At 70.5% G+C, this 19,993-nt stretch carries 21 protein-coding genes; 6 read left to right on the top strand and 15 right to left on the bottom strand.

Annotation, left to right across the window (positions count from 1 at the left end; translation table 11 throughout):
* Position 1: 1 nt before the first annotated feature.
* On the top strand, positions 2-826 hold the full coding sequence (locus tag ACBJ59_RS47430; RefSeq protein WP_375116617.1) for a ketose-bisphosphate aldolase: 825 nt from the start codon (positions 2-4) through the stop codon (positions 824-826).
* On the opposite strand, the gene ACBJ59_RS47425 is transcribed toward ACBJ59_RS47430, so the two are convergent.
* From ACBJ59_RS47425 to guaB, 7 genes are all read right to left on the bottom strand, one after another.
* Positions 816-1,250, bottom strand: a complete 435-nt coding sequence (locus ACBJ59_RS47425; protein WP_375116616.1) for a GNAT family N-acetyltransferase — start codon at positions 1,248-1,250, stop codon at positions 816-818. The two genes, ACBJ59_RS47430 and ACBJ59_RS47425, sit on opposite strands and share 11 nt — an antisense overlap.
* On the bottom strand, positions 1,247-2,023 hold the full coding sequence (locus ACBJ59_RS47420; protein WP_375116615.1) for a phosphotransferase family protein: 777 nt from the start codon (positions 2,021-2,023) through the stop codon (positions 1,247-1,249). The genes ACBJ59_RS47425 and ACBJ59_RS47420 overlap by 4 nt, the downstream gene beginning before the upstream one ends.
* Before the next feature lie 296 nt (positions 2,024-2,319).
* A complete protein-coding gene (locus ACBJ59_RS47415) occupies positions 2,320-3,012 on the bottom strand; it encodes an SDR family oxidoreductase (RefSeq protein ID WP_375116614.1) in 693 nt (230 codons plus the stop codon).
* Entirely contained in the window at positions 3,012-4,199 is a 1,188-nt protein-coding gene (locus tag ACBJ59_RS47410) for an RNA polymerase sigma factor (RefSeq protein ID WP_375116613.1), read from the bottom strand. Before ACBJ59_RS47410 ends, ACBJ59_RS47415 begins: the two co-directional genes overlap by 1 nt.
* 65 nt (positions 4,200-4,264) lie before the next feature.
* Positions 4,265-4,507 carry a hypothetical protein gene (locus ACBJ59_RS47405; RefSeq protein WP_375116612.1) on the bottom strand — a complete coding sequence of 81 codons (243 nt, stop codon included), beginning with the start codon at positions 4,505-4,507 and terminating at the stop codon, positions 4,265-4,267.
* Between the two features lie 71 nt (positions 4,508-4,578).
* Positions 4,579-5,700, bottom strand: coding sequence for a GuaB3 family IMP dehydrogenase-related protein (locus ACBJ59_RS47400; protein WP_364112871.1), 1,122 nt, complete (start codon positions 5,698-5,700; stop codon positions 4,579-4,581).
* A 4-nt stretch (positions 5,701-5,704) separates the two neighbouring features.
* Positions 5,705-7,186 carry an IMP dehydrogenase gene (gene guaB / locus ACBJ59_RS47395; protein WP_375116611.1) on the bottom strand — a complete coding sequence of 494 codons (1,482 nt, stop codon included), beginning with the start codon at positions 7,184-7,186 and terminating at the stop codon, positions 5,705-5,707.
* Positions 7,187-7,851: 665 nt separating this feature from the next.
* Between guaB and ACBJ59_RS47390 the strand changes: the two genes are divergently transcribed.
* Both ACBJ59_RS47390 and ACBJ59_RS47385 read left to right on the top strand, forming a co-directional pair.
* Positions 7,852-8,847, top strand: coding sequence for a LuxR C-terminal-related transcriptional regulator (locus ACBJ59_RS47390; protein WP_375116610.1), 996 nt, complete (start codon positions 7,852-7,854; stop codon positions 8,845-8,847).
* Between the two features lie 39 nt (positions 8,848-8,886).
* The gene (locus ACBJ59_RS47385; protein ID WP_080043188.1) at positions 8,887-9,264 is read left to right on the top strand and encodes a DUF5319 domain-containing protein; all 378 of its coding nucleotides are present in this window, start codon (positions 8,887-8,889) and stop codon (positions 9,262-9,264) included.
* 109 nt (positions 9,265-9,373) lie between these two features.
* Here the strand turns inward: ACBJ59_RS47385 and ACBJ59_RS47380 are convergent, their stop codons facing one another.
* From ACBJ59_RS47380 to groES, 4 genes are all read right to left on the bottom strand, one after another.
* Positions 9,374-10,009: a sigma-70 family RNA polymerase sigma factor gene (locus ACBJ59_RS47380; RefSeq protein ID WP_364112969.1), complete on the bottom strand. Its 636-nt coding sequence runs from the start codon at positions 10,007-10,009 to the stop codon at positions 9,374-9,376.
* Between the two features lie 313 nt (positions 10,010-10,322).
* Entirely contained in the window at positions 10,323-10,922 is a 600-nt protein-coding gene (locus ACBJ59_RS47375) for a hypothetical protein (protein ID WP_375116609.1), read from the bottom strand.
* Positions 10,923-11,001: 79 nt separating this feature from the next.
* A complete protein-coding gene (gene groL, locus ACBJ59_RS47370; RefSeq protein WP_364112880.1) occupies positions 11,002-12,621 on the bottom strand; it encodes a chaperonin GroEL in 1,620 nt (539 codons plus the stop codon).
* Between the two features lie 72 nt (positions 12,622-12,693).
* Positions 12,694-13,008 carry a co-chaperone GroES gene (gene groES, locus ACBJ59_RS47365; RefSeq protein WP_197093639.1) on the bottom strand — a complete coding sequence of 105 codons (315 nt, stop codon included), beginning with the start codon at positions 13,006-13,008 and terminating at the stop codon, positions 12,694-12,696.
* Positions 13,009-13,260: 252 nt separating this feature from the next.
* Between groES and ACBJ59_RS47360 the strand changes: the two genes are divergently transcribed.
* From ACBJ59_RS47360 to ACBJ59_RS47350, 3 genes are all read left to right on the top strand, one after another.
* Positions 13,261-14,436, top strand: coding sequence for a methyltransferase domain-containing protein (locus tag ACBJ59_RS47360; protein ID WP_375116608.1), 1,176 nt, complete (start codon positions 13,261-13,263; stop codon positions 14,434-14,436).
* Between the two features lie 196 nt (positions 14,437-14,632).
* Positions 14,633-16,432 carry a hypothetical protein gene (locus ACBJ59_RS47355; RefSeq protein WP_375116607.1) on the top strand — a complete coding sequence of 600 codons (1,800 nt, stop codon included), beginning with the start codon at positions 14,633-14,635 and terminating at the stop codon, positions 16,430-16,432.
* A gap of 87 nt (positions 16,433-16,519) precedes the next feature.
* Entirely contained in the window at positions 16,520-16,906 is a 387-nt protein-coding gene (locus ACBJ59_RS47350; protein ID WP_375116606.1) for a hypothetical protein, read from the top strand.
* 15 nt (positions 16,907-16,921) lie between these two features.
* On the opposite strand, the gene tsaD is transcribed toward ACBJ59_RS47350, so the two are convergent.
* The 4 genes from tsaD to ACBJ59_RS47330 are packed head-to-tail and all read right to left on the bottom strand — an operon-like array spanning position 16,922 to position 19,987.
* Positions 16,922-17,953 carry a tRNA (adenosine(37)-N6)-threonylcarbamoyltransferase complex transferase subunit TsaD gene (gene tsaD, locus ACBJ59_RS47345; RefSeq protein ID WP_375116605.1) on the bottom strand — a complete coding sequence of 344 codons (1,032 nt, stop codon included), beginning with the start codon at positions 17,951-17,953 and terminating at the stop codon, positions 16,922-16,924.
* Positions 17,946-18,377 (bottom strand): ribosomal protein S18-alanine N-acetyltransferase, encoded by a 432-nt coding sequence (rimI, locus tag ACBJ59_RS47340; RefSeq protein WP_375116604.1) that lies wholly within the window; start codon positions 18,375-18,377, stop codon positions 17,946-17,948. The genes tsaD and rimI overlap by 8 nt, the downstream gene beginning before the upstream one ends.
* Before the next feature lie 11 nt (positions 18,378-18,388).
* Entirely contained in the window at positions 18,389-19,036 is a 648-nt protein-coding gene (gene tsaB, locus ACBJ59_RS47335; protein WP_375116603.1) for a tRNA (adenosine(37)-N6)-threonylcarbamoyltransferase complex dimerization subunit type 1 TsaB, read from the bottom strand.
* Positions 19,037-19,063: 27 nt separating this feature from the next.
* Positions 19,064-19,987, bottom strand: coding sequence for an aminoglycoside phosphotransferase family protein (locus tag ACBJ59_RS47330; protein ID WP_375116602.1), 924 nt, complete (start codon positions 19,985-19,987; stop codon positions 19,064-19,066).
* Positions 19,988-19,993 lie beyond the last annotated feature (6 nt).

The raw sequence follows: 19,993 nt of genomic DNA, 5'->3' as shown, positions 1-19,993 counted from the left end.
CATGCCCCTCGCCACCATCGGCGACATCGTCACCCAGTCACCCGCGGGGGTGGGCGCGTTCAACGTGATCCAACTTGAGCACGCCACCGCCATCGTGACCGGCGCAGAGGCCCTCGGTCTGCCGGTCGTGCTGCAGATCAGCGAAAACTGCGTGCGCTACCACGGCTCCCTGGAGCCGATCGCGCTGGCCTCGCTCGCGGTCGCCCGGCGGGCCGAGGTGCCCGTCGCGGTCCACCTCGACCACGCCACCGACCGGGCGCTGGTCGAGCAGGCGGTGACGCTGGGGCTGGGCTCGGTCATGTACGACGCCTCGGCCCTGCCCGACGAGGACAACGTCGCCGCCACGGCCGAGGTGGCGGCCTGGTGCCACGAGCGTGGCGTGTGGGTGGAGGCCGAGCTGGGCGAGGTCGGGGGCAAGGACGGCGTGCACGCGCCCGGCGCCCGTACCAAACCGCACGAGGCGGTGGACTACGTGACCAGGACCGGCGTGGACGCGCTGGCCGTGGCCGTGGGCACCTCGCACGCGATGACGACCAAGGACGCGGTGCTGGACCTGGAGCTCATCGCCGAGCTGCGCGCGGCCGTGCCGGTGCCGCTGGTGCTGCACGGCTCTTCCGGGGTGCCCGACGACGTGCTGCGCGAGGCCGTACGCCAGGGCATGAAGAAGATCAACATCGCGACCCACCTGAACAAGGCGTTCACCGGGGCCGTCCGCGACTACCTCACTCACGACGAGCGGGTCGTGGACTCCCGCAAATATCTCAAGGCCGGCCGCGACGCGGTGGCCCGCGAGGTCACCCACCTGCTCGGCGTGCTCACGGGCTGAGCTCCTTGCGCATCAGCACGGCGGCCCGGCCCTCGATGCCTTCCCGGCCGGTCTCGACGTAGCCGAGCGACTCGTAGAGAGCGATGTTGGCGGCCATCCTGACGTTCGTGTAGAGGCGCAGCGCGCGCAGGCCCAGCCTGCGCGCCTCGTCCTCCGCGTACGCCATCAGCGCCCGCCCGATCCCCTTGCCGTGCAGCTCGGGGCGGACCGCGACGTTCTCCACCAGCAGGACGCCGTCCTCGGGAACGAGCACGACGAGCCCTTCGAGCCCGTCGGTGACGTGCACCCGGCCCGCGGCGACGAGCGCGGCGTAGTCGGCCTCCATCGGCAGCGGCCGCATGCCGATGACCTCGATCCACGGCGTGTAGGCGTCGCGGACGAGCCGCTCGACGGCGACGACGTCGCTCTGTTCGGCCAGTCTCATGCGCTCAATCTTGCCAAAACCCGCTCGATCTGGCGCTGGAAGGTGCCGGGCGGGTTGCGCGGGTGCTCGTGGGAGAGCAGGAAGAACCAGACCAGCGCGTGCGCCTTGCGGCACTCGCGCATCCGCCGCTCCTCCTGCGGGCTCAGCTCGAACCGGCGCGCGATCTCCACCTCCCCGTCCACCCACATCGACACGTGCTCGGCCAGCTCCGCCAGCTCGAACGCCACGTCGCTGCGCCCGGAGTCCTCGAAGTCGACGATGCGTACGCGGGTGCCGTCCCACAGGAAGTTGGCCAGGTTGCCGTCGCCGGCCCCGAACACCGGCGTGACTCCCGCCTCGCCCGGCGACCAGCTCTCCAGCCACCGCAGGCCCTCCTTGACGGCCCGGTCCGCCGACGGCTCCCTCGGCTGCCACGCCGCGCACCGGCTCCTGACCCAGTCGACGATCGCCTCGCGCTGCCAGGGGCGCACGGGGAGGGTCCGCAGGACGTGGCCGGGCACCGCGGTATGCAGCTCGCGCAGGGCCTCGGCCATGGCCGACACGTGCTTGGCACGAGCGAACAGCCCGCGCAGCGGCACCCCGTCGATCCTCGACATGGTCACCACGCCGTCGTCGTACGCGATCGGCTCGGGCGCGAGATCCGGGGCGTACTCGGCCAGCAGGTTCAGTGCCCGCCATTCGCGCTCGGCCGCGCCGGGCTTGCTGTCGACGTACCGCTTGACCACGCGGTCGCCGTCGTAGTCCAGCTCGTGCGTGTGCTGAAGATCAGCCATTCCCGCATGCTAGGGCCAACAGCCGCTCGACGGCGCCGGACACGAGCCGGTGCACCTCCTCCTCGCCGAACACGCGATACTCCGCCGACGCCGGCGGGTTCCCGTAGTCACGCGAATGGACGATGAGCCCGTCCCTGACGCGAACCTGCCCCGATGCCCTTCCCGGCCCTCGAACCGGGTCGCGATGCCCGGCTGCGCGAACGGGATCGCCGAGCCCGGCCACCGCGCACCCACCTAGGCCGACACGTCACGCGCCCACGCGGGCCGACACGTCACGCATCCGCCGGGTCGGCGCGTCACCAGGGCAAGGGCGCCCCGTCCTGGAAGAACCCCCCGGTAGGCCCGTCATCAGGCAGGTCGGCGGCCCACAACACGCTCCTCGCCCCCTCGGCCACCGGCCGCCCGCCGGCCCCGCCCATGTCGGTCGCCACCCACCCCGGGCAGACCGAGTTGACCAGGACGCCCTCCCGGTGCAGCTCGGCCGCCAGGATCCTGGTCAGCGCGTTCAGCCCGGCCTTCGACACCGCGTACGCCGGGGTCCCCGCCCCCATCGAGGCCAGCGACCCCACCTCGCTGGAGACGTTCACCACCCGCGCGTGGTCGGAGGCCCGCAGCAGCGGGAGCAGGGCGAGCGTCACCCGCCACGCGCCCAGCAGGTTCGTCTCCAGCGCCTCCTGGACCACCGTCAGATCCGCGTCGGTGGCCCGCTGCCAGGTGTCGTAGTGAATGGCGGCATTGTTGACCAGCACGTCCACCCGGCCGTGCGCCTCCCCGACCTCCCCGGCGAACCTCTCCACGGACCCCGGGTCGGACACGTCGAGCTGCCACGCCCCCACGGACTCGCCCAGCTCACTGGCTGCCTTCTCCGCCTTGCCCAGATCCCTGGCCGTCAGCACCACGAGGTCACCGGCCAGCGCGAGCTGCCTCGCCACCTCGCGCCCGATCCCCCGATTGGCCCCCGTAACCACGCAAACCCGGCCGCCCGCCATCACATCCTCCTCCGCAGGAACTCCCGCTCCACCTCGTTGCCGGACCGCGCGATGGCCGCCTCGTACGCCGCCACGGCCTCCCCCTCGCGCCCCAGCCGCCGCAGCAGGTCCGCCCGCACGGCATGCAACAGGTAATAGTCCACCTCGAGCCCGTCGACCACCCGCAACGCCGCCGCCGGCCCCTCGACCTCGGCCAGGGCCACCGCCCGGTGCAGCGCCACCACCGCGGTGGGCGTGAAGGTCAGCAGCAGGTCGTACAGCCGCAGGATCTGCCCCCAGTCGGTGTCCCCCGCCCGCGCCGCGTCGCTGTGCACGGCGTTGATCGCGGCCTGCACCTGGCACGGCCCCGGCTCGTCGCGGCGCAGGCACGCCCGGACGATGGCCTGCCCCTCCTCGACGAGCCCCCGGTCCCACAACCCCCGGTCCTGCTCGGCCAGGGGCACCAGCTCCCCGTCCGCCCCCGTACGCGCCGGCCGGCGCGACTCGATGAGCAGCATCAGCGCCAGCAGCCCCAGCACCTCGGGCTCGTCCGGCATCAGCTCGGCCAGCAGCCGCCCGAGCCGGACGGCCTCGGCGCACAGCTCCTCGCGCACGAGCCGATCGCCGGAACTGGCCGTGTACCCCTCGTTGAAGATCAGGTAGACCACCGCCAGCACCGACCGCAACCGGTCGGGCAGATCGGCGTCGCCCGGCACCCGGTACGGGATGCGCGCGTCCCGGATCTTGTTCTTCGCCCTGACCAGCCGCTGGGCCATGGTCGGTTCGGGCACGAGGAACGCGCGAGCGATCTCGGCGGTCGTGAGCCCGCCCAGCAACCGCAGCGTGAGGGCCACCTGCGCGTGCACGGCCAGCGCCGGGTGGCAGCAGGTGAAGATCAGCCGCAGCCGGTCGTCGCGCACGGGCCCCTCCAGCGGCGGCTCGCCGGGCGCCTGCAGGAGCGCGGCCTGAGCGTGCTTGTCCGGGCGGGCCGACTCCCTGCGCAGCCGGTCGATGGCCCGGTTGCGTGCGGTGGTGATGATCCAGCCGGCCGGGCTCGGCGGCACCCCGGCCTCCGGCCACTGGCGCACCGCCACGGCGAACGCCTCCTGCACCGCCTCCTCGGCCAGGTCGATGTCGCCGAAGACGCGTACGAGCACGGCGACCGCCCTGCCGTACTCCTCACGGAACACCTGCTCGACATCCGGCATACCGCCTTACCGTAGTGCCCGCCGCTCACCTCCTACACGAACGCCGGGCACCCGGATCGACAGGCTCACATCTGCCGGGCCATGGCCTCCACGGCGTTCTTGGCGTTGAGCAGCGATGCCCCGGTGACCTCGCGGTAGATCTTGATCGCCTTGATCATCTTCCCGTTCCGCAACTCCTGGTAGAACTGCGGCGGCAGCTCCGGCCCGCCGGGGACAGAGTCGATGAAGGCGGGATCGATGCCGAGGTGACGCTGGAGGTACGCGACCTGCTGCTCAAGCCGCGCGATCCTCTCCTCAAGGGATTCCATGCCAGGAACCCTACGTAAAAGGCCGCTCCCAATCGCATGGGAGCGGCCCGAACCAGGATCGGCTTGGCCGGTCAGCGCTGGGTCGGCGCGACGACGACCTCGACGCGCTGGAACTCCTTGATGTCGGAGTAGCCGGTCGACGCCATGGTCCGCTTCAGCGCCCCCATGAGGTTCATCGACCCGTCCGCCACGCTCGACGGCCCGTGCAGGATCTGCTCCAGCGTCCCCACGGTCCCGAACGCGACCCGCCGCCCGCGCGGCAGGTCGGGGTGGTGCGCCTCCGACCCCCAGTGGAACCCGTGCCCGGGCGCCTCGGCCGCGCGGGCCAGCGGCGAGCCCACCATCACGGCGTCGGCCCCGCACGCGATGGCCTTGGCGATGTCACCGGAGGTGCCCATGCCGCCGTCGGCGATCACGTGCACGTAGCGGCCGCCCGACTCGTCCATGTAGTCGCGCCGCGCCGCCGCCACGTCCGAGATCGCGGTGGCCATCGGCACGGCCACGCCCAGCACGGTACGCGTCGTGTGCGAGGCGCCCCCGCCGAAGCCCACCAGCACGCCGGCCGCGCCGGTGCGCATCAGGTGCAGGGCCGCGGTGTACGTGGCGCAGCCGCCCACGATGACCGGCACGTCGAGCTCGTAGATGAACTGCTTGAGGTTGAGCGGCTCGGCCCGCCCCGACACGTGCTCGGCCGAGACGGTCGTGCCGCGGATGACGAAGATGTCGACGCCGGCGTCGATCACGGCCTTGTGGTATTGGACCGTACGCTGCGGCGACAGGCGCACGGCGGTGGTCACCCCGGAGCCGCGGATCTCCTCGATCCGGCGGCCGATCAGGTCTTCCTTGATCGGCGCCGCGTAGATCTCCTGGAGCCGCTTGGTGGCCGCCTCCTGGTCGAGGGAGGCGCACTCCTCCAGCAGCGGCAGCGGGTCCTCGTACCTCGTCCACAGCCCTTCGAGGTCGAGCGGCGCCAGACCGCCGAGCCGGCCGATCTCGATGGCGGTGGCCGGCGAGACCACGCTGTCCATGGGAGCGACGACCACGGGCAGCTCGAACCGGTAGGCGTCGATCTGCCAGGAGATCGAGACTTCCTCCGGGTCACGGGTGCGCCGCGAGGGCACCAGGCCGATCTCGTCAAGCGCGTACGCCCGCCGCCCGGTCTTCCCCCGGCCGATCTCCACCTGCTGAGTCATGAACTTACCTTCTGTGATAGTTCGGAGCTTCCACGGTCATCTGGATGTCGTGGGGATGGCTCTCCTTGAGGCCCGCCGCCGTGATCGGCATCAGCTCGCAGTCGGTGTGCATCTGGCCGATCGTGCGGCAGCCGGCGTACCACATGCCCTGGCGCAGCCCGCCGATGAGCTGGTGGGCGACGGCGGCGACCGGGCCGCGGTAGGGGACCTGGCCCTCGATGCCCTCGGGGATGTACTTGTCCTCGCCGCCGACCTCGGCCTGCGCGTAGCGGTCCTTGCTGAAGGAGGTGCCGCCGCGCTCGCGGTTGCGTACGGCGCCGAGCGAGCCCATGCCCCGGTACGACTTGAACTGCTTGCCGTTGATGAAGATCAGCTCACCGGGCGACTCCTCGCACCCGGCGAGCAGCGAGCCCAGCATGACCGTGTCGGCCCCGGCGGCGATCGCCTTGACGATGTCGCCGGAGTATTGCAGCCCGCCGTCGCCGATCACCGGCACGCCGGCCGGCGCGCACGCCTTGGACGCCTCGTAGATGGCCGTGACCTGCGGCGCGCCGACCCCGGCCACCACCCGGGTGGTGCAGATGGAGCCCGGGCCCACACCCACCTTGACCGCGTCGGCCCCGGCGTCGACCAGCATCTGGGCGCCGGCCCTGGTCGCGATGTTGCCGCCGATGACCTGGACCTTGCTGTTGGCCTTGATCTTGGCGATCATCTCGGCCAGCCCCTTGGAGTGACCGTGGGCCACGTCCACGACCACCACGTCCACCCCGGCCTCGATCAGCGCCTTGGCGCGCAGCTCGGCGTCGCCGCCGACGCCCACGGCCGCCCCGACGATGAGCCGGCCGTCGGCGTCCTTGGTGGACAGGGGGTACTGCTCGCTCTTGGTGAAGTCCTTGACCGTGATCAGGCCGCGCAGCCTGCCCTCGGCGTCCACGAGCGGCAGTTTCTCGATCTTGTTCTTCCTGAGCAGGGCGAACGCGTCGTCACGCGACACCCCCACGGGCGCGGTGACCAGCGGCATCTTGGTCATGACCTCGCGCACGGGCCGCGACTGGTCGTTCTCGAAGCGCATGTCGCGGTTGGTGACGATCCCGACGAGAGTGCCGGACATGTCCGTGACGGGCACCCCGGAGATCCGGTACGTGGCGCACAGCCGCTCGACGTCGGCCAGCGTGTCGTCCGGGCTGCAGGTCACGGGGTTGGTGACCATGCCGGCCTCGGACCGCTTGACCAGATCGGCCTGCTGGGCCTGCTCCTCGACCGACAGGTTGCGGTGCAGGATGCCGATGCCGCCCTGCCGGGCCATGGCGACCGCCATGCGGGCCTCGGTGACGGTGTCCATGGCGGCGGAGACCAGCGGGATGGACAGCGTGATGTCCTTGGACAGGCGAGATCGGGTGTCGGCCTCGCCTGGTTGGAGATCTGAGTATCCGGGCACCAACAGCACGTCGTCGAAGGTCAAACCCATCTCGGTGAACTTGGACATGCTGCGGCCCCCTCCTGCCGTTGCGCTGATTCAGCTAAGTCTAGGGCCTGCCTCCAAAACACATCGGCACCGGGCACACGACGCCCGGAAAGCACCGATGCCGAAAGCACGATGACCCCCACGGGGGGTCGCGTTCAGCGACCCCCCGCAGGCAGCAGTTCTGCGCCTACGGGGGGTCGCGTTCAGCGATCCCCCGCAGGCAGCAGTTCTGCGCCTACGGGGGATCGCGTCCAGCGATCCCCCGCAGGCAGCAGTTCTGCGCCTACGGGCGATCGCGTCCAGCGACCCACCACAGCCAGCGGTTCCCCGCGCCTGCGGTCCGTCGTACTTCCGGCATCAAAAAGTGCCGGGGGATGGGACGGTCGGTGATCCGTCCCATCCCCCGGCCACCGGCATCCGGGCGATGGCAGTGCACCGCACCACCGAACCCCCCTCCGCGTCCTGATGGCCGTGACCGCCGCGCCTTGTGTGGATGCCGACGCTAGGTAAAGCCTGCGTTACTCAACGGAACAACGCAATGTGAAAACGTGCAATTGCACGAAGTTGCACGGCGCGGCGGCCGAGTCGGCGGAACGAGCGGACAGAGGCCGGATGCGGGGTTATTCTCGCGGCACGCCCGTGTCCCCCCAACGGAGCCGCCCATAATGCGCAATGAGCCGCGAATCATGTCTGATCCCTTCGAGACCCTGGGCCTCGACCCGGCCCAGACGGCGCTCTACTCCGCGGTGCTCCGCCTGCACAAGGCGACCAGGACCGATCTGGCGCAGGCCATGGACGGCACCGTGGAGAAGGTCGGCCGCCAGCTCGACGACCTCGTGAAGCTGGGGGTGATCGACGAACAGAGCGGCCAGTACCTGGCCAGACACCCCGCGGCGGCTCTCGGCCGGGTGATCGCCGAGCGCCTCGACCGGCTGGCCGAGGAGAGCCGGATGATCGACTCGGCGCTCGGCTCGATCCGCAGCCTGATCCGCGACTACGACGCCGGCCGCGACTACCGCAGCGGCCCTTTCACGGTCGAGATGGTGAGCGGGGCGGACATCCTGTACGAGAGCGTGGTAGGCATCGCCGTTCAGTGCCAGACGCCGCCGATGCCATTACTCACGGCGGTTCCCGACGAACGCACCATGACAGACTTTGCACGGAAATTTGCGGATCCTTGGATTGACGCGCAAAAACGAAACCTTCTCACCGTTCATACGATCATTCCGGTCTCCACACTCACGGTCCCCGGCGTTCGCGAACAGCTCACCCGCCTCATCGAATCGGGCGGCAAGGTGCGCACGCTGGACCGGGTGCCGAGCTGGTTCCTGACCGCCGGCGCGGAGGTGGCGGGCATGCCCGCGCACTGGGGCGGCAACCTGCCCGACCACGCCTACAACTTCTACCTCGTCCGCACCTCCGTCGTGGTGGGCGTGCTGCGCTCGCTCTTCGAGGAGTTGTGGGCCCGGGCCATGCCCCTTCCGTGGGGCAGCAGGCGCGACGGCATGGTCCAGGTGCTGCGCCTGGCCGCGCAGGGCATGTGCGACGACTCGATCGCCCGCCAGCTCGGGCTGTCGGTACGCACGGTGCGGGGGAGGTTCGCCGACGCCATGACCGAGTTGGGCGCTCAATCCCGCTTTCACGCAGGTGTGGAGGCTGCCAGACGGGGATGGCTGAGGTAATCCCCACCGCTGGGGCCGCTTCGGTCATATGGTGGGAAGGTGCTGGAAGACGTCCCCCGCGATCCGTTCGCGGACGACCCTAACGACCCTTCCTCGGCGATGGGCGCCCTCGACGACGCCGAGCCGCTCACGGCAGCCGAACGCGACGAGGCCATCACCGACCTCGCCGACGTCGAGGTCTTCCGCTCCCTGCTCGAACCGCAGGGGGTGCTGGGGCTCGTACTCGACTGCCCGGAATGCGGCGAGCAGCACTTCTTCGACTGGGAGCTGCTGCGCGGCAACCTGAAACAGATGATCGAGAAAGGCCAGCCGCAGGTCCACGAGCCGGCCTTTCACCCTGACCCCGCCGACTACGTCAGCTGGGACTACGCCAGAGGCTATGTCGACGGCGTCATCGACACGGAGGAGCGCCGCTGACCGACATCCTTCCGCAGCGCGGCCAGCAGCCGCGCCGCCACATCGCCTGATCCAGGCGTCTCTCCACGACCGAGCGCGTCGAGCAGCGCGTCGGTCTCCTCCTCTGGCGTCAAGCCGACTCCAGCTCGGCCATCTGCCGCAACCTCGCCAGCGCCCGATGCTGGGCGACGCGAACCGCACCCGGTGACATACCGAGTACATTACCGGTCTCCTCGGCGGACAACCCCGACACCACCCGCATCAGCAGCAACTCGCGCTGGTTGTCGGGCAGCCTGGCCAGCAACCGCCGGGCGTGCTCCACCTCGATGTACCTGACCACCGTCTCCTCTGGCCCCGGCCCGTCGTCGGGCCCGTCGGGCAGATCCTGAGTGGGTACGGCCGAGCGCACCGAACTGCGCAGCGCGTCGGCCACCTTGTGCGAGGCGATCCCGAACACGAAGGACGCGAATGGCCGCCCCATGTCCCGGTATCGCGGCAACGCGGACAACACCGCGATGCACACCTCCTGGGCTACGTCATCGGCAATGTGATATTGCCCTGAAACCCTGCCCAGCCTGGCGCGGCAATACCGCACCACCATCGGACGCAACTCCCCGAGCAGAGATTCGATCGCACTGCGATCTCCCTGCACGGCGAGGCTCGTCAGTTCCCTAAGGTCGGAGTCATCCGTCCGTGCCGGAAGTCTCGACGCGAGCCTTACCCCAATTTTGGCGTCGGCGACGCTTCCCTCGCTCACGATAGGCATGATGCCCGCACTGATCCTGCCTGTCGTCATAGCGAACGGCTACGGATTGGTCACATTGAAGCGACGATAACCAGCAGTAATCAACCGACCACACTAAGCCTTAATATTGACATAATGTTTCACTTGATAACCCGGAATGCACGATATTTGTCAGACCGCCGACGCTTATGGCCCGCACCCGGTTTACTCCAATAATCCACCTTTTCCCACACTTCCCCCCATCCCGCCCACAACCTCCCCGGGTACAAATGCGAACCCATCGCAACAAGGTAGGCACCGCAGCGACCATCAGACGGCAGACCCACCGGCGCGATCACTCGGATTCGTCACGCGCGTCGAGCAGATCCAGGTACCCCCGGACCGCCTCCCACAGATGATGCTCCGGATACCGCCCCAGCCCCCGGTGCTCCCGCCGCCACCGCCGGTCCCAGTACGCCTCGTGCACGGCCCGCAGGTGCTCCAGAGCGGTCCCCAGCTCCCCCTCGACCTCGGCCACCCGCCCCTCGCCACCACCGGCGGCGCCGCGTACCGACTCGAACCGCCGCTCCCGCAGCGCCTCGAGCACCCCCTTCTCGACCCCTTCGAGCGACCAGAACCGTACGGGCTCCCGGATGCGATGGTTGGCCACCGGATCCCGATGGGACCGCCACCAGTAGGCGATCCCGCCCTTGTCCAGGCGCAGGAAGTCCACCAGCCAGGCCGTGCCGGGCGGCTGGGTCTCCCAGGCCACCTCCTCGGGCGGCAGGTTCAGCACGAGGACGACCTCGACGGCGTCGATGGGATCGGCCCCGTCGAGCAGGTCGCCGAACACGTACGCCGCCCGCAGGAACGGCTCGTCCGCCGGGACGCGCCTGGTCCGCTCGCACTCCTCGGCGAGCATCCGCAGCCGCTCCACCGCCCGCGCGTACCGCATCCCGCCCCGCCTCCCCACATCGAGCCCGCGACCAGCGTACGGCCCCTCACGGCCCCCGGAACGCGTACGGAAGAACCGGTCAGTGGCCGTGGCCGTGACCGTGACCCTGGCCGCCGGCCGGGGCCTCCTCCTCGGGCTTGTCCACCACGAGCACCTCGGTGGTGAGCAGCATGCCCGCGATCGAAGCCGCGTTCTGCACGGCCGACCGCGTGACCTTCACCGGGTCGATGACGCCCTGGTCGAGCAGGTTGCCGTATTCGCCGGTCGCGGCGTTGAGGCCGTGACCCGCCTCCAGCTCGGCGACCTTGTGCGTCACCACGTAGCCCTCGAGACCGGCGTTCTCGGCGATCCAGCGGGCCGGCTCCACCAGCGCGCGGCGCACGACGCCGACACCGGTGGCCTCGTCGCCCGTCAGGCCGAGGTCGTCGAGCTCCTTGGAGACGTGGATGAGCGCGGAGCCACCGCCGGAGACGATGCCCTCCTCGATCGCGGCGCGCGTCGCGGAGATCGCGTCCTCGAGGCGGTGCTTCTTCTCCTTCAGCTCCACCTCGGTGGCGGCGCCGACACGCAGCACGCACACACCGCCGGCGAGCTTGGCCAGGCGCTCCTGCAGCTTCTCGCGGTCCCAGTCGGAGTCGGACTGCTCGATGGCGAGCTTGATCTCCTTGACGCGGTCCTCGATGGCCTGCGCGTCACCGGCGCCGTCGACGATGGTCGTGGCGTCCTTGGTGACGACGACGCGGCGGGCCGTGCCGAGCACCTCGAGACCGACGTGCTCCAGCTTGAGGCCGACCTCCTCGCTGACGACCTGGCCGCCGGTGAGGATGGCCATGTCCTGCAGCATCGCCTTGCGGCGGTCACCGAAGCCCGGGGCCTTGACGGCCACGGAGGTGAAGGTGCCGCGGATCTTGTTGGTGACCAGGACGGCCAGGGCCTCGCCCTCGACGTCCTCGGCGACCACGAGGAGCGGCTTCTTCGTCTGGGCGATCTTCTCCAGCAGCGGCAGGAAGTCCGCGATGGAGGAGATCTTGCCCTGGGTGAGCAGGATGTAGGCGTCCTCGAGGACGGACTCCATCCGCTCGGGGTCGGTCACCATGTAGGCCGACAGGTAGCCCTTGTCGAACTGCATGCCCTCGGTGAACTCGAGCTCCATGCCCATGGCGTTGGACTCTTCGACGGTGAGGACACCGTCCTTGCCCACCTTGTCGAACGCCTCGGCGATCAGGTCGCCGATCTGCGCGTCCTGAGCGGAGATCGTCGCGACATTGGCGATCTCCTTCTTGTCCTCGACCGGCCGGGCGCTGGCGAGCAGCTTGTCGCTGATCGTCCTGGCCGCCTTGTCGATGCCGCGCTTGAGCGACAGCGGCGAGGCGCCGGCCGCCACGTTGCGCAGGCCCTCGCGGACCATGGCCTGGGCCAGGACGGTCGCGGTGGTGGTGCCGTCGCCCGCGATGTCGTTGGTCTTGGTGGCAACTTCCTTGGCGAGCTGGGCGCCGAGGTTCTCGTAGCGCTCCTCCAGCTCGATCTCACGAGCGATGGTCACACCGTCGTTCGTGATCGTCGGCGCACCGAACTTCTTGTCGATGACGACGTTGCGGCCACGCGGGCCGAGGGTTACCTTCACGGCGTCCGCGAGGGCGTTCACGCCACGCTCGAGCGCGCGGCGGGCGTCCTCGTCGAACTCCAGGATCTTCGCCATTGCTGAATGTCCTCTCCTAGCGTCGAAAGCCCCGGCCGCCCTCAAGAGCGCCCGGGGCTCGACACATCCGGCCTACTTCTCGATGATCGCGAGAACATCGCGGGCGGAGAGCACGAGGTACTCCTCGCCGCCGTACTTGACCTCGGTGCCGCCGTACTTGCTGTAGAGGACGATGTCGCCCTCAGAGACGTCGAGCGGAATCCGCTTGTCGCCGTCCTCGTCCCAGTTGCCCGGGCCCACCGCAAGAACCTTGCCCTCCTGCGGCTTCTCCTTGGCGGTGTCAGGGATGACCAGGCCGGAAGCGGTGGTCTGCTCGGCCTCAAGCGGCTGAACCACAATGCGGTCGCCGAGCGGCTTAACGGGAACCTTGGTGGCGGTCGTCACGATCGGACCTCCCCTTCAGATTTGAATGATCTAGAAGAGGCGACCAGCTGGGCCTGCCGTCGCGGGTGTCAGACCTGCCTCGTCGCACGTTGGCACTCTCAAGGGGAGAGTGCCAACAGGAAACATATGCAAGAGGGGCTTGACAGTCAACACGAACGCGTCTGCTGAGAGCGATCAGACCGTAATCAGACGGTAGAGCTCCCGCGCGTCCCCTGCGTGACGGGTACGTGTCCGGTGCCGCTAACGTCAGGTGACGTGGACCTGGACGCCTTCGCCGAGTTGCTCACCCCGCGCGGCCGGCGGGCGCTCGTGGAGGCCGGAGAGCTGGTGGGCGCCGATCCGGTCGCCGCCGCGACCACCCTGCGCAGGACGTACGACGCCGGGCTCACCTCCGCCGCCCTCACCCAGGCCGGGCTCAGGCAGCGGGCCAGGGCAAAGTTCGGGCAAGACGCCGGCAAAATGTATTTCACGTCACACGGCCTGGAGCAGTCCACCCGGGCGGAGGTCGCCGAGCACCGCGCCCGCCGCCTGCTCGCCCTTCGCCCCGCGGGCGCGCCGCACGTCCTGGACGCCTGCTGCGGCGTCGGCGGCGACCTCCTCGCGCTGGCCCGCGCCGGCTGCACCGTGACCGCCGTGGACACCGACCCGCTGACCGTCGCCGTGGCCAGGGCCAACGCGGAGGCGTTCGGCGTGGGCGAGCGGGTGACGGTGACGGTCGCGGACGCGGCCGGGGTGCGGCCCGAGGACTACGACGTGCTGTTCGCCGATCCGGCCCGGCGTACGGGCAGGGGCCGCACGTTCGACCCCATGGCCTACTCCCCGCCCTGGCCCGTGGTGCTCGACCTGATCTCCCGGGCCGCCCTGGCGTGCCTCAAGGTGGCCCCCGGCATCCCGTACGAGTTCATCCCCGAGGGCGCCGAGGCCGAGTGGATCTCCTACAAGGGCGAGGTCAAGGAGGCCACCCTCTGGACCGGCCAGGGCGGAGGCCGGCGGGCCACCCTGCTGCCGGGCGGCCACACCTTGACCGCCGCCGGAGTCCAGGCCCCGGTCGGCCCCGCCGGCCGCTACGTCTACGAGCCCGACGGCGCCGCCATCCGCGCCCACCTCGTCGGCGAGGTGGCCGAGCTCGTCGGCGGCAGGCTGCTCGACCCGATGATCGCCTACATCACGGCCGACGACCCGGTGGACTCCCCGTGGGCCACAAGATACGAAATAGAGGACATTCTTCCTTTCTCCCTGAAAAGACTTCGCGCCGCACTCCGTGACCGACAAATCGGCAATGTCACCATCAAAAAGCGCGGCTCCGCCATCGACATCGAACGCCTCCGCGCCGACCTGCGGCTCAAGGGCGACAACTCGGCGGTCATCATCCTGACCAGGATTATCGACAAACCATCGGTTCTCATCTGCAAGGCCCTCTCACCTGGCTGAACCCCCAAATCCGGTCATCCGCGCGTTAACCGCGATCTTTTCCTTCGCCACTGACGGACCTTGATCGAAAGGCTAAGGTGGGCGGGCGGGAGTTCTCCCCCCTAATGCGGTTGACCGCGTTCTCGCTCTTTCAGAAATGAACCGGACCTTACCCCACCGCTGCGCGGCAGACCGTCGGCGAGCGAAGGAGCTTTCGGTGGACCATTCCAACCACACCACCCTTCTTCAAACGGGCGCTTACGACGCCGTCCCCAAGAGGATGCGGGACCTCCTCGCGCGCGCCGCCCAGGACCACGTGTACGAGCAGCGCACCCAGGGCGCCGTGCTCGACGAGATCCGCCAGCGGCTCGAAGGCATGGAGTGGCTCCTGCGGGAGGTGCGAGAGCGCGAGCTGGGGGGCCTCAGCGGCACTCTTGAGTCGGTGAGCGGGCGGCTCGAGGAGATCTCCGCCAAGCCGCCGATGTGGGCGGAGGGCCTTGCGCAGCACGTGGAGGCCGTGCGCGACCACGTGGACGCCGTGGGCGAGAAGGTGGGCCACGTCGACGCCCGCGTGACCCCGGTCGCCGAGCTGCCGAGCCTGTGGGCCGACTTGGGGACCGTGGGCGAGAGCGTGGACGAGGCGCTGAGCCGGCTGCAGTCGGTGCTCGACACCACTGACGGCATCACCAAGGGCATGTCCGACTTCGCGGCCACGCTGGCCGGCCTCAACTCCAGCATGGAGGCCGCCGCCAGCCGCTTCACCCGGCTCGACAAGTCGATGGCCGAGCTGGCCGACCGTACCGACCGGGTCGAGGCCGTGGTCAACGACATGTCGGACGGCGTCGGTGAGCGCCTGGCGGGCACGGCCGAGCAGCTGGCGAGCAAGGTGGACGCCGCCGAGCAGCGCTTCACCGTCCGGCTGGACGAGACCGACAAGCGCCTGACAGCCCGCCTGGACGACGCGGACCAGCGGCTGACCGTCCGCCTCGACGAGACCGACCAGCGGCTGGCCACGGCCCTCCTGGAGGCCGACGAGCGCCTGGTGAGCCGGCTCAAGGAGGCCGACGAGCAGCTCACCGGCCGCCTGTCCGGTGTCGAGCAGCGGCTCACCACCAGGCTCGACGAGACCGACCAGCACCTCGCGGTGCAGCTCGGGGAGAGCGAGCAGCGCCTGACGGCCCGGCTCAGCGGCGTGGACGCCCGGCTCGACCGGGCCGAGGGCAAGCTCATGGGCCTCGACACCAGGCTCACCGGGTTCGACAGCCGGCTGGAGTCCGCCGACGAGTGCCTGGCCGACATCGACACCCGGCTCGACGGCATCGACGGCCGGATGAGCGGCGTCGACAAGCGGATCCTGTCCATGGACGGCCAGCTCGGCGCGGTCGACAAGCGGCTCGGCACGCTCGACGGTCACCTGGGCCGCCACGACGACCGCTTCGACGCCCTCGACGTACGCGTCGACGCCCGCTTCGCCTCGCTGGACGAGCGCCTGGTCGCCACCGGCCAGCACGTCAGCGAGAGCGCCACCCGCAGCGAGGGCCGCTTCAACAAGCTCGACAACCAGATCGACGCCATCGACGAGCGGCTGGTCGAGGCCGAGGAGCACATGACCGGCCGCTTCGACGCCATCGACACCCGCTTCAACGGCCTCGACACCCACATGAACGGCCTGGCCACCCGCGCCGAGCAGGCCGGCGAGCACCTGGAGTCGGTGGACGACCGCATCGAGGCCGTCAACCAGCGGATGAGCCAGCTCCCCGCCACCCTGGCCATCCCCGAGCGGGTCGGCGAGCTCATCCAGTCCCACACCGGCGAGCAGGCCGAGCGCCTGACCGCCGCCGCCGACGCGCTCACCGACCTGGTCAGGTCGCGGCCCGACCGCGACGAGCTGGCCGGGACGGTGTCCGGCATCGTCCAGCCCGCGACCGAAGACCTGAACAAGCGCCTGGGCGCGCTGGAGGAGACCATGCTGGCCCTGGCGGAGGCCCTGCTGCGCCCGACCCGGGCCAAGGACTGAGCGCCGCTGTGAGACGGCTCACAGCCGTTCCTGTCACGTCCGGGAGGTCATGACCGTCCGTTGCTCGGAGCGAAAGGAGAGCAACGGATGTTCATCAAGATCACAGTGGTCGTGGCCGCGGCGACGATGCTCGTCGCCGGCGTGTGGATGCGGATCGATCCGACGGGCTTCGCCGCATGGGCGAACTGGCCCGACCACGTGCACTTCCTGCACGATGCCGGTGTCTTCCAGATGGGCATCGGCCTGATGATGTTGTGCGCCCTGTGGTGGCGCGACGTGATCGCGGTGGTGCTGGCGGGCTACGTGTTCACCAACACCTTCCACGCGATCAACCACCTGCTGGACCGGCACCTGGGCGGCAGCGACTCCGACTGGTGGCAGATCGGGCTCTTCTCCGTGCTCGCGGGCGCCGCGCTGGCCGTGCGCCTGCGCGCCCTCCGCGGGCGCGAGGAGCCCGGACGCGCACCGTCGTGATCTGCGGCGAGGAGCTCAGACGTGCACCGTCGTGATAGGCAGCGATGAGTCGGCCGGGATCTCCAGCGTCGAGGGCGTGATGCCGGCCGCGACCAGGTCGGAGCCCAGGGCCGCGACCATGGCGCCGTTGTCGGTGCACAGCCCGGGACGGGGCACGCGCAGGCGTACGCCCGCCGCGTCGCACCGCTCCTGGGCCAGCGCCCGCAGCCGGGAGTTGGCCGCCACCCCGCCCCCGATCAGCAGGTCGTGCACGTCGTATTTCCGGCACGCCTGCAGCGCCTTGCGGGTCAGCACGTCCACCACGGCCTCCTGGAAGGAGGCCGCCACGTCGGGCACGTGGATGGACTCCCCCGCCGTCTCCCTGGCCTCGACCCAGCGCGCCACGGCCGTCTTGAGCCCGGAGAAGGAGAAGTCGAGCGTGCCGTCGTCGATCTTGCCGCGCGGGAAGGAGATGGCCGTCCCCGAACCGTCGCGGGCGGACCGGTCGATGTAAGGTCCGCCGGGGAACGGCAGCCCCAGCACCCGCGCCACCTTGTCGAACGCCTCTCCGGCCGCGTCGTCGACGGTGGAGCCGAGCGAGATCACGTCCTCGGCCACGTCGGGCACGAGCAGCAGCGAGGAGTGGCCGCCCGAGACGAGCAGGGCGATGCACGGCTTGGGCAGCGGCCCGTGTTCGAGCTGGTCGACGGCGACGTGGGCGGCGAGGTGGTTGACACCGTAGAGAGGGACGCCGAGGCCGAGCGCGTAGGACTTGGCCGCGGCCACGCCGACCAGCAGCGCCCCGGCCAGCCCGGGGCCGGCCGTCACGGCGATGGCGTCGATGTCGGAGAACTTCAGCCCGGCCGCGGCCAGCGCGGCCTCCACCGTGGGCGTCATGGCCTCCAGGTGGGCGCGCGAGGCGACCTCGGGCACCACGCCGCCGAACCTGGCGTGCTCCTCCATGCTGGAGGCGATCGTGTTGGCCAGCAGCGTGTGGCCCCTGACGATGCCGATGCCGGTCTCGTCGCAGGACGTCTCGATGCCCAGGACCAGGGGTGCGTCAGTCACCTAGCTTCCTTCTCATCATGATCGCGTCGGTGCCGTCGTCGTAGTAGCGGCGGCGGGTGCCGATCTCCTCGAACCCGAAATGCCGGTAGACCGCCTGCGCGCGCGGGTTGTCGGCGCGTACTTCCAGGAAGATCTCCCGCGCGCCCCTGCGGCTCGCCTCTGCCAGCAGCGCGGTCAGCAGCGCGCTGCCGATGCCCGTGCCCTGGTGCTTCTCCAGCACCGCGATGGTCTGCACGTCGGCCTGGTCGGCCGCGGCGGCGAGCCCGGCGTAGGCGACGATCTCGTCGTCCACCAGGGCCACCACGTAGTGGCGGGAGCGCGGCATGTCGGCCAGCTCGCCGCGCATCATGCCCTCGCTCCACGCGTCGAGCGGGAACGTGGCGCGCTCGATGGCCATGACCGCCGGCAGATCGGCCTCGGTCATCGGCCTGAGGTTCACGCCGTCACCCTCTTGGGCGCTCCCGGCGCCACGGCGTCGGGTCTGCGCAGGTAGATCGGGCGCGGCGGGTCGAGCGGGATGCCCTGGGCCAGCCGCTCGGCCGCCAGGGCGGCCAGCGCGCCGGCGTAGGGGTAGGGCGGCGCGTCGCCCCCGCCCCCCAGGAGGTCGGCGTAGAGCTGGGCGCCCGCGCCCACGACCGGCAGCCCCTCCACCGGCACGTCGGCGGGCCGGTCCACGAAGGGACCGTCGAGCCGGGTGCGCGGATCGGAGTAGCGCGCCCAGAACACTTCCTTCCGCCGCGCGTCGGTGGCGACCAGGAAGGGCCCGGTGAGCCCGCTGCCGTAGGCGACGGCGTCGAGCGTGCAGATGCCGTACGCGGGGGCGCCGAGGGTGGTGGCGAGCCCCTGCGCGGTCATCAGCCCGACGCGCAGCCCGGTGTAGGGACCGGGGCCGCTGCCCGCCACGATGGCCGTCACGTCGCGCGGCGACGCGCCCGCCTCACCCAGGACGAGCTCGATGGTGGGCGCGAGCAGCTCGCCGTGTCGCCGGGCGTCGATCGTCGTCGACTCGGCGAGCACGCGCTCCCCGTCGTGGAGCGCGGCGGTGACGGCGGGCGTCGCGGTATCAAAGGCCAGGACCAGCACGACTGTTTAGCCTACCCGCCGGATGGGTCACGCCCAGCCCGTACGCCGCTTCAGCCAGTCGAGGGCCACCACTCCCTGGGCCCGCTGGAACGCCCTGATCGTGGGCAGGCCGGGCGGATCGGGCTGGCGGCCCTGCCGGACGAGGTAGCCGGTGACCGCCGCCACGACCTGGGTGACCGGGAGGCCGGGCAGGTCGAACAGCTCGTCGGCCGAGGGCCCGCCCTGCATGCTCACCGAGGGCAGCATGCCCACCGTGTCGAACCAGGGCGCGCCGCGGCAGGCCCACGGCCAGTCCACGACGTAGACGCGGTCGTCGGTGAGCAGGATGTTGTCGGCCCGCAGGTCGGCGTGGACCAGGGTGTCGCCCGCCGCGGCCGCGGCCCAGCCGGACTCCAGCTCGGCCAGCTCGCCGAGGTGGCGCAGCGCCCAGGGGTCGAGGCCCGAGGTGTCCTCCTTCAGCAGGCGGCGCCAGCCCTGGAACGCCTGCCCGAACACCTCCCCGATCTCCGGGGCGTCGATCGGGGACGGCGTGAGCGCCTCCGACATCTCCTTGACGGCCGCCAGCACCCGGTCGAGCTGGTCGCGCCGCCACGGCAGCTCGGGGTGCTCGGCCTCGACGTCCTCGAAGACCAGCGCGACCCACCCCGCCAGCTCGAAGCCGGTCAGCAGCCTGGGGGCGGGGACGGACTCGGGCAGGGCGGCGGCGATCTTGAGCTCGGCCTGGTAGATGCGCACGGTGTCGGCGTTCGGCTCGGGACCGACGGCCTTGACGAAGGCGCGCCTGCCGTTGTCCGTGCGCAGACGCACTGCTGCGGCCGGGGAGAAGCCGCCCGGCTGCGTGTCGGCTCCGGTCACGCGGCCGCCGAGGAACTCCTCGACCGCGGCGCGCACCCCCGGGTGCACCTCGTGCCAGGGCAAGCGGGTCCCGGCGGCGGGCGGGTTGGCGGTCATGTGCTC

Source organism: Nonomuraea sp. MTCD27 (assembly GCF_041950495.1).
Taxonomy (GTDB): Bacteria; Actinomycetota; Actinomycetes; order Streptosporangiales; family Streptosporangiaceae; genus Nonomuraea.
The sequence above is the reverse complement of the archived record's forward strand: the minus strand, read 5'-3'. Positions and strand labels throughout refer to the sequence as shown.

Excerpts from the sequence above, each read along its gene's own strand:
- ACBJ59_RS47430 (WP_375116617.1), top strand. The coding sequence starts at position 2 with ATGCCCCTCGCCACCATCGGCGACATCGTCACCCAGTCACCCGCGGGG.
- ACBJ59_RS47425 (WP_375116616.1), bottom strand. The coding sequence starts at position 1,250 with ATGAGACTGGCCGAACAGAGCGACGTCGTCGCCGTCGAGCGGCTCGTC.
- ACBJ59_RS47420 (WP_375116615.1), bottom strand. The coding sequence starts at position 2,023 with ATGGCTGATCTTCAGCACACGCACGAGCTGGACTACGACGGCGACCGC.
- ACBJ59_RS47415 (WP_375116614.1), bottom strand. The coding sequence starts at position 3,012 with ATGGCGGGCGGCCGGGTTTGCGTGGTTACGGGGGCCAATCGGGGGATC.
- ACBJ59_RS47410 (WP_375116613.1), bottom strand. The coding sequence starts at position 4,199 with ATGCCGGATGTCGAGCAGGTGTTCCGTGAGGAGTACGGCAGGGCGGTC.
- ACBJ59_RS47405 (WP_375116612.1), bottom strand. The coding sequence starts at position 4,507 with ATGGAATCCCTTGAGGAGAGGATCGCGCGGCTTGAGCAGCAGGTCGCG.
- ACBJ59_RS47400 (WP_364112871.1), bottom strand. The coding sequence starts at position 5,700 with ATGACTCAGCAGGTGGAGATCGGCCGGGGGAAGACCGGGCGGCGGGCG.
- guaB (WP_375116611.1), bottom strand. The coding sequence starts at position 7,186 with ATGTCCAAGTTCACCGAGATGGGTTTGACCTTCGACGACGTGCTGTTG.
- ACBJ59_RS47390 (WP_375116610.1), top strand. The coding sequence starts at position 7,852 with ATGTCTGATCCCTTCGAGACCCTGGGCCTCGACCCGGCCCAGACGGCG.
- ACBJ59_RS47380 (WP_364112969.1), bottom strand. The coding sequence starts at position 10,009 with ATGCCTATCGTGAGCGAGGGAAGCGTCGCCGACGCCAAAATTGGGGTA.
- ACBJ59_RS47375 (WP_375116609.1), bottom strand. The coding sequence starts at position 10,922 with ATGCGGTACGCGCGGGCGGTGGAGCGGCTGCGGATGCTCGCCGAGGAG.
- groL (WP_364112880.1), bottom strand. The coding sequence starts at position 12,621 with ATGGCGAAGATCCTGGAGTTCGACGAGGACGCCCGCCGCGCGCTCGAG.
- ACBJ59_RS47350 (WP_375116606.1), top strand. The coding sequence starts at position 16,520 with ATGTTCATCAAGATCACAGTGGTCGTGGCCGCGGCGACGATGCTCGTC.
- rimI (WP_375116604.1), bottom strand. The coding sequence starts at position 18,377 with ATGACCGAGGCCGATCTGCCGGCGGTCATGGCCATCGAGCGCGCCACG.
- ACBJ59_RS47330 (WP_375116602.1), bottom strand. The coding sequence starts at position 19,987 with ATGACCGCCAACCCGCCCGCCGCCGGGACCCGCTTGCCCTGGCACGAG.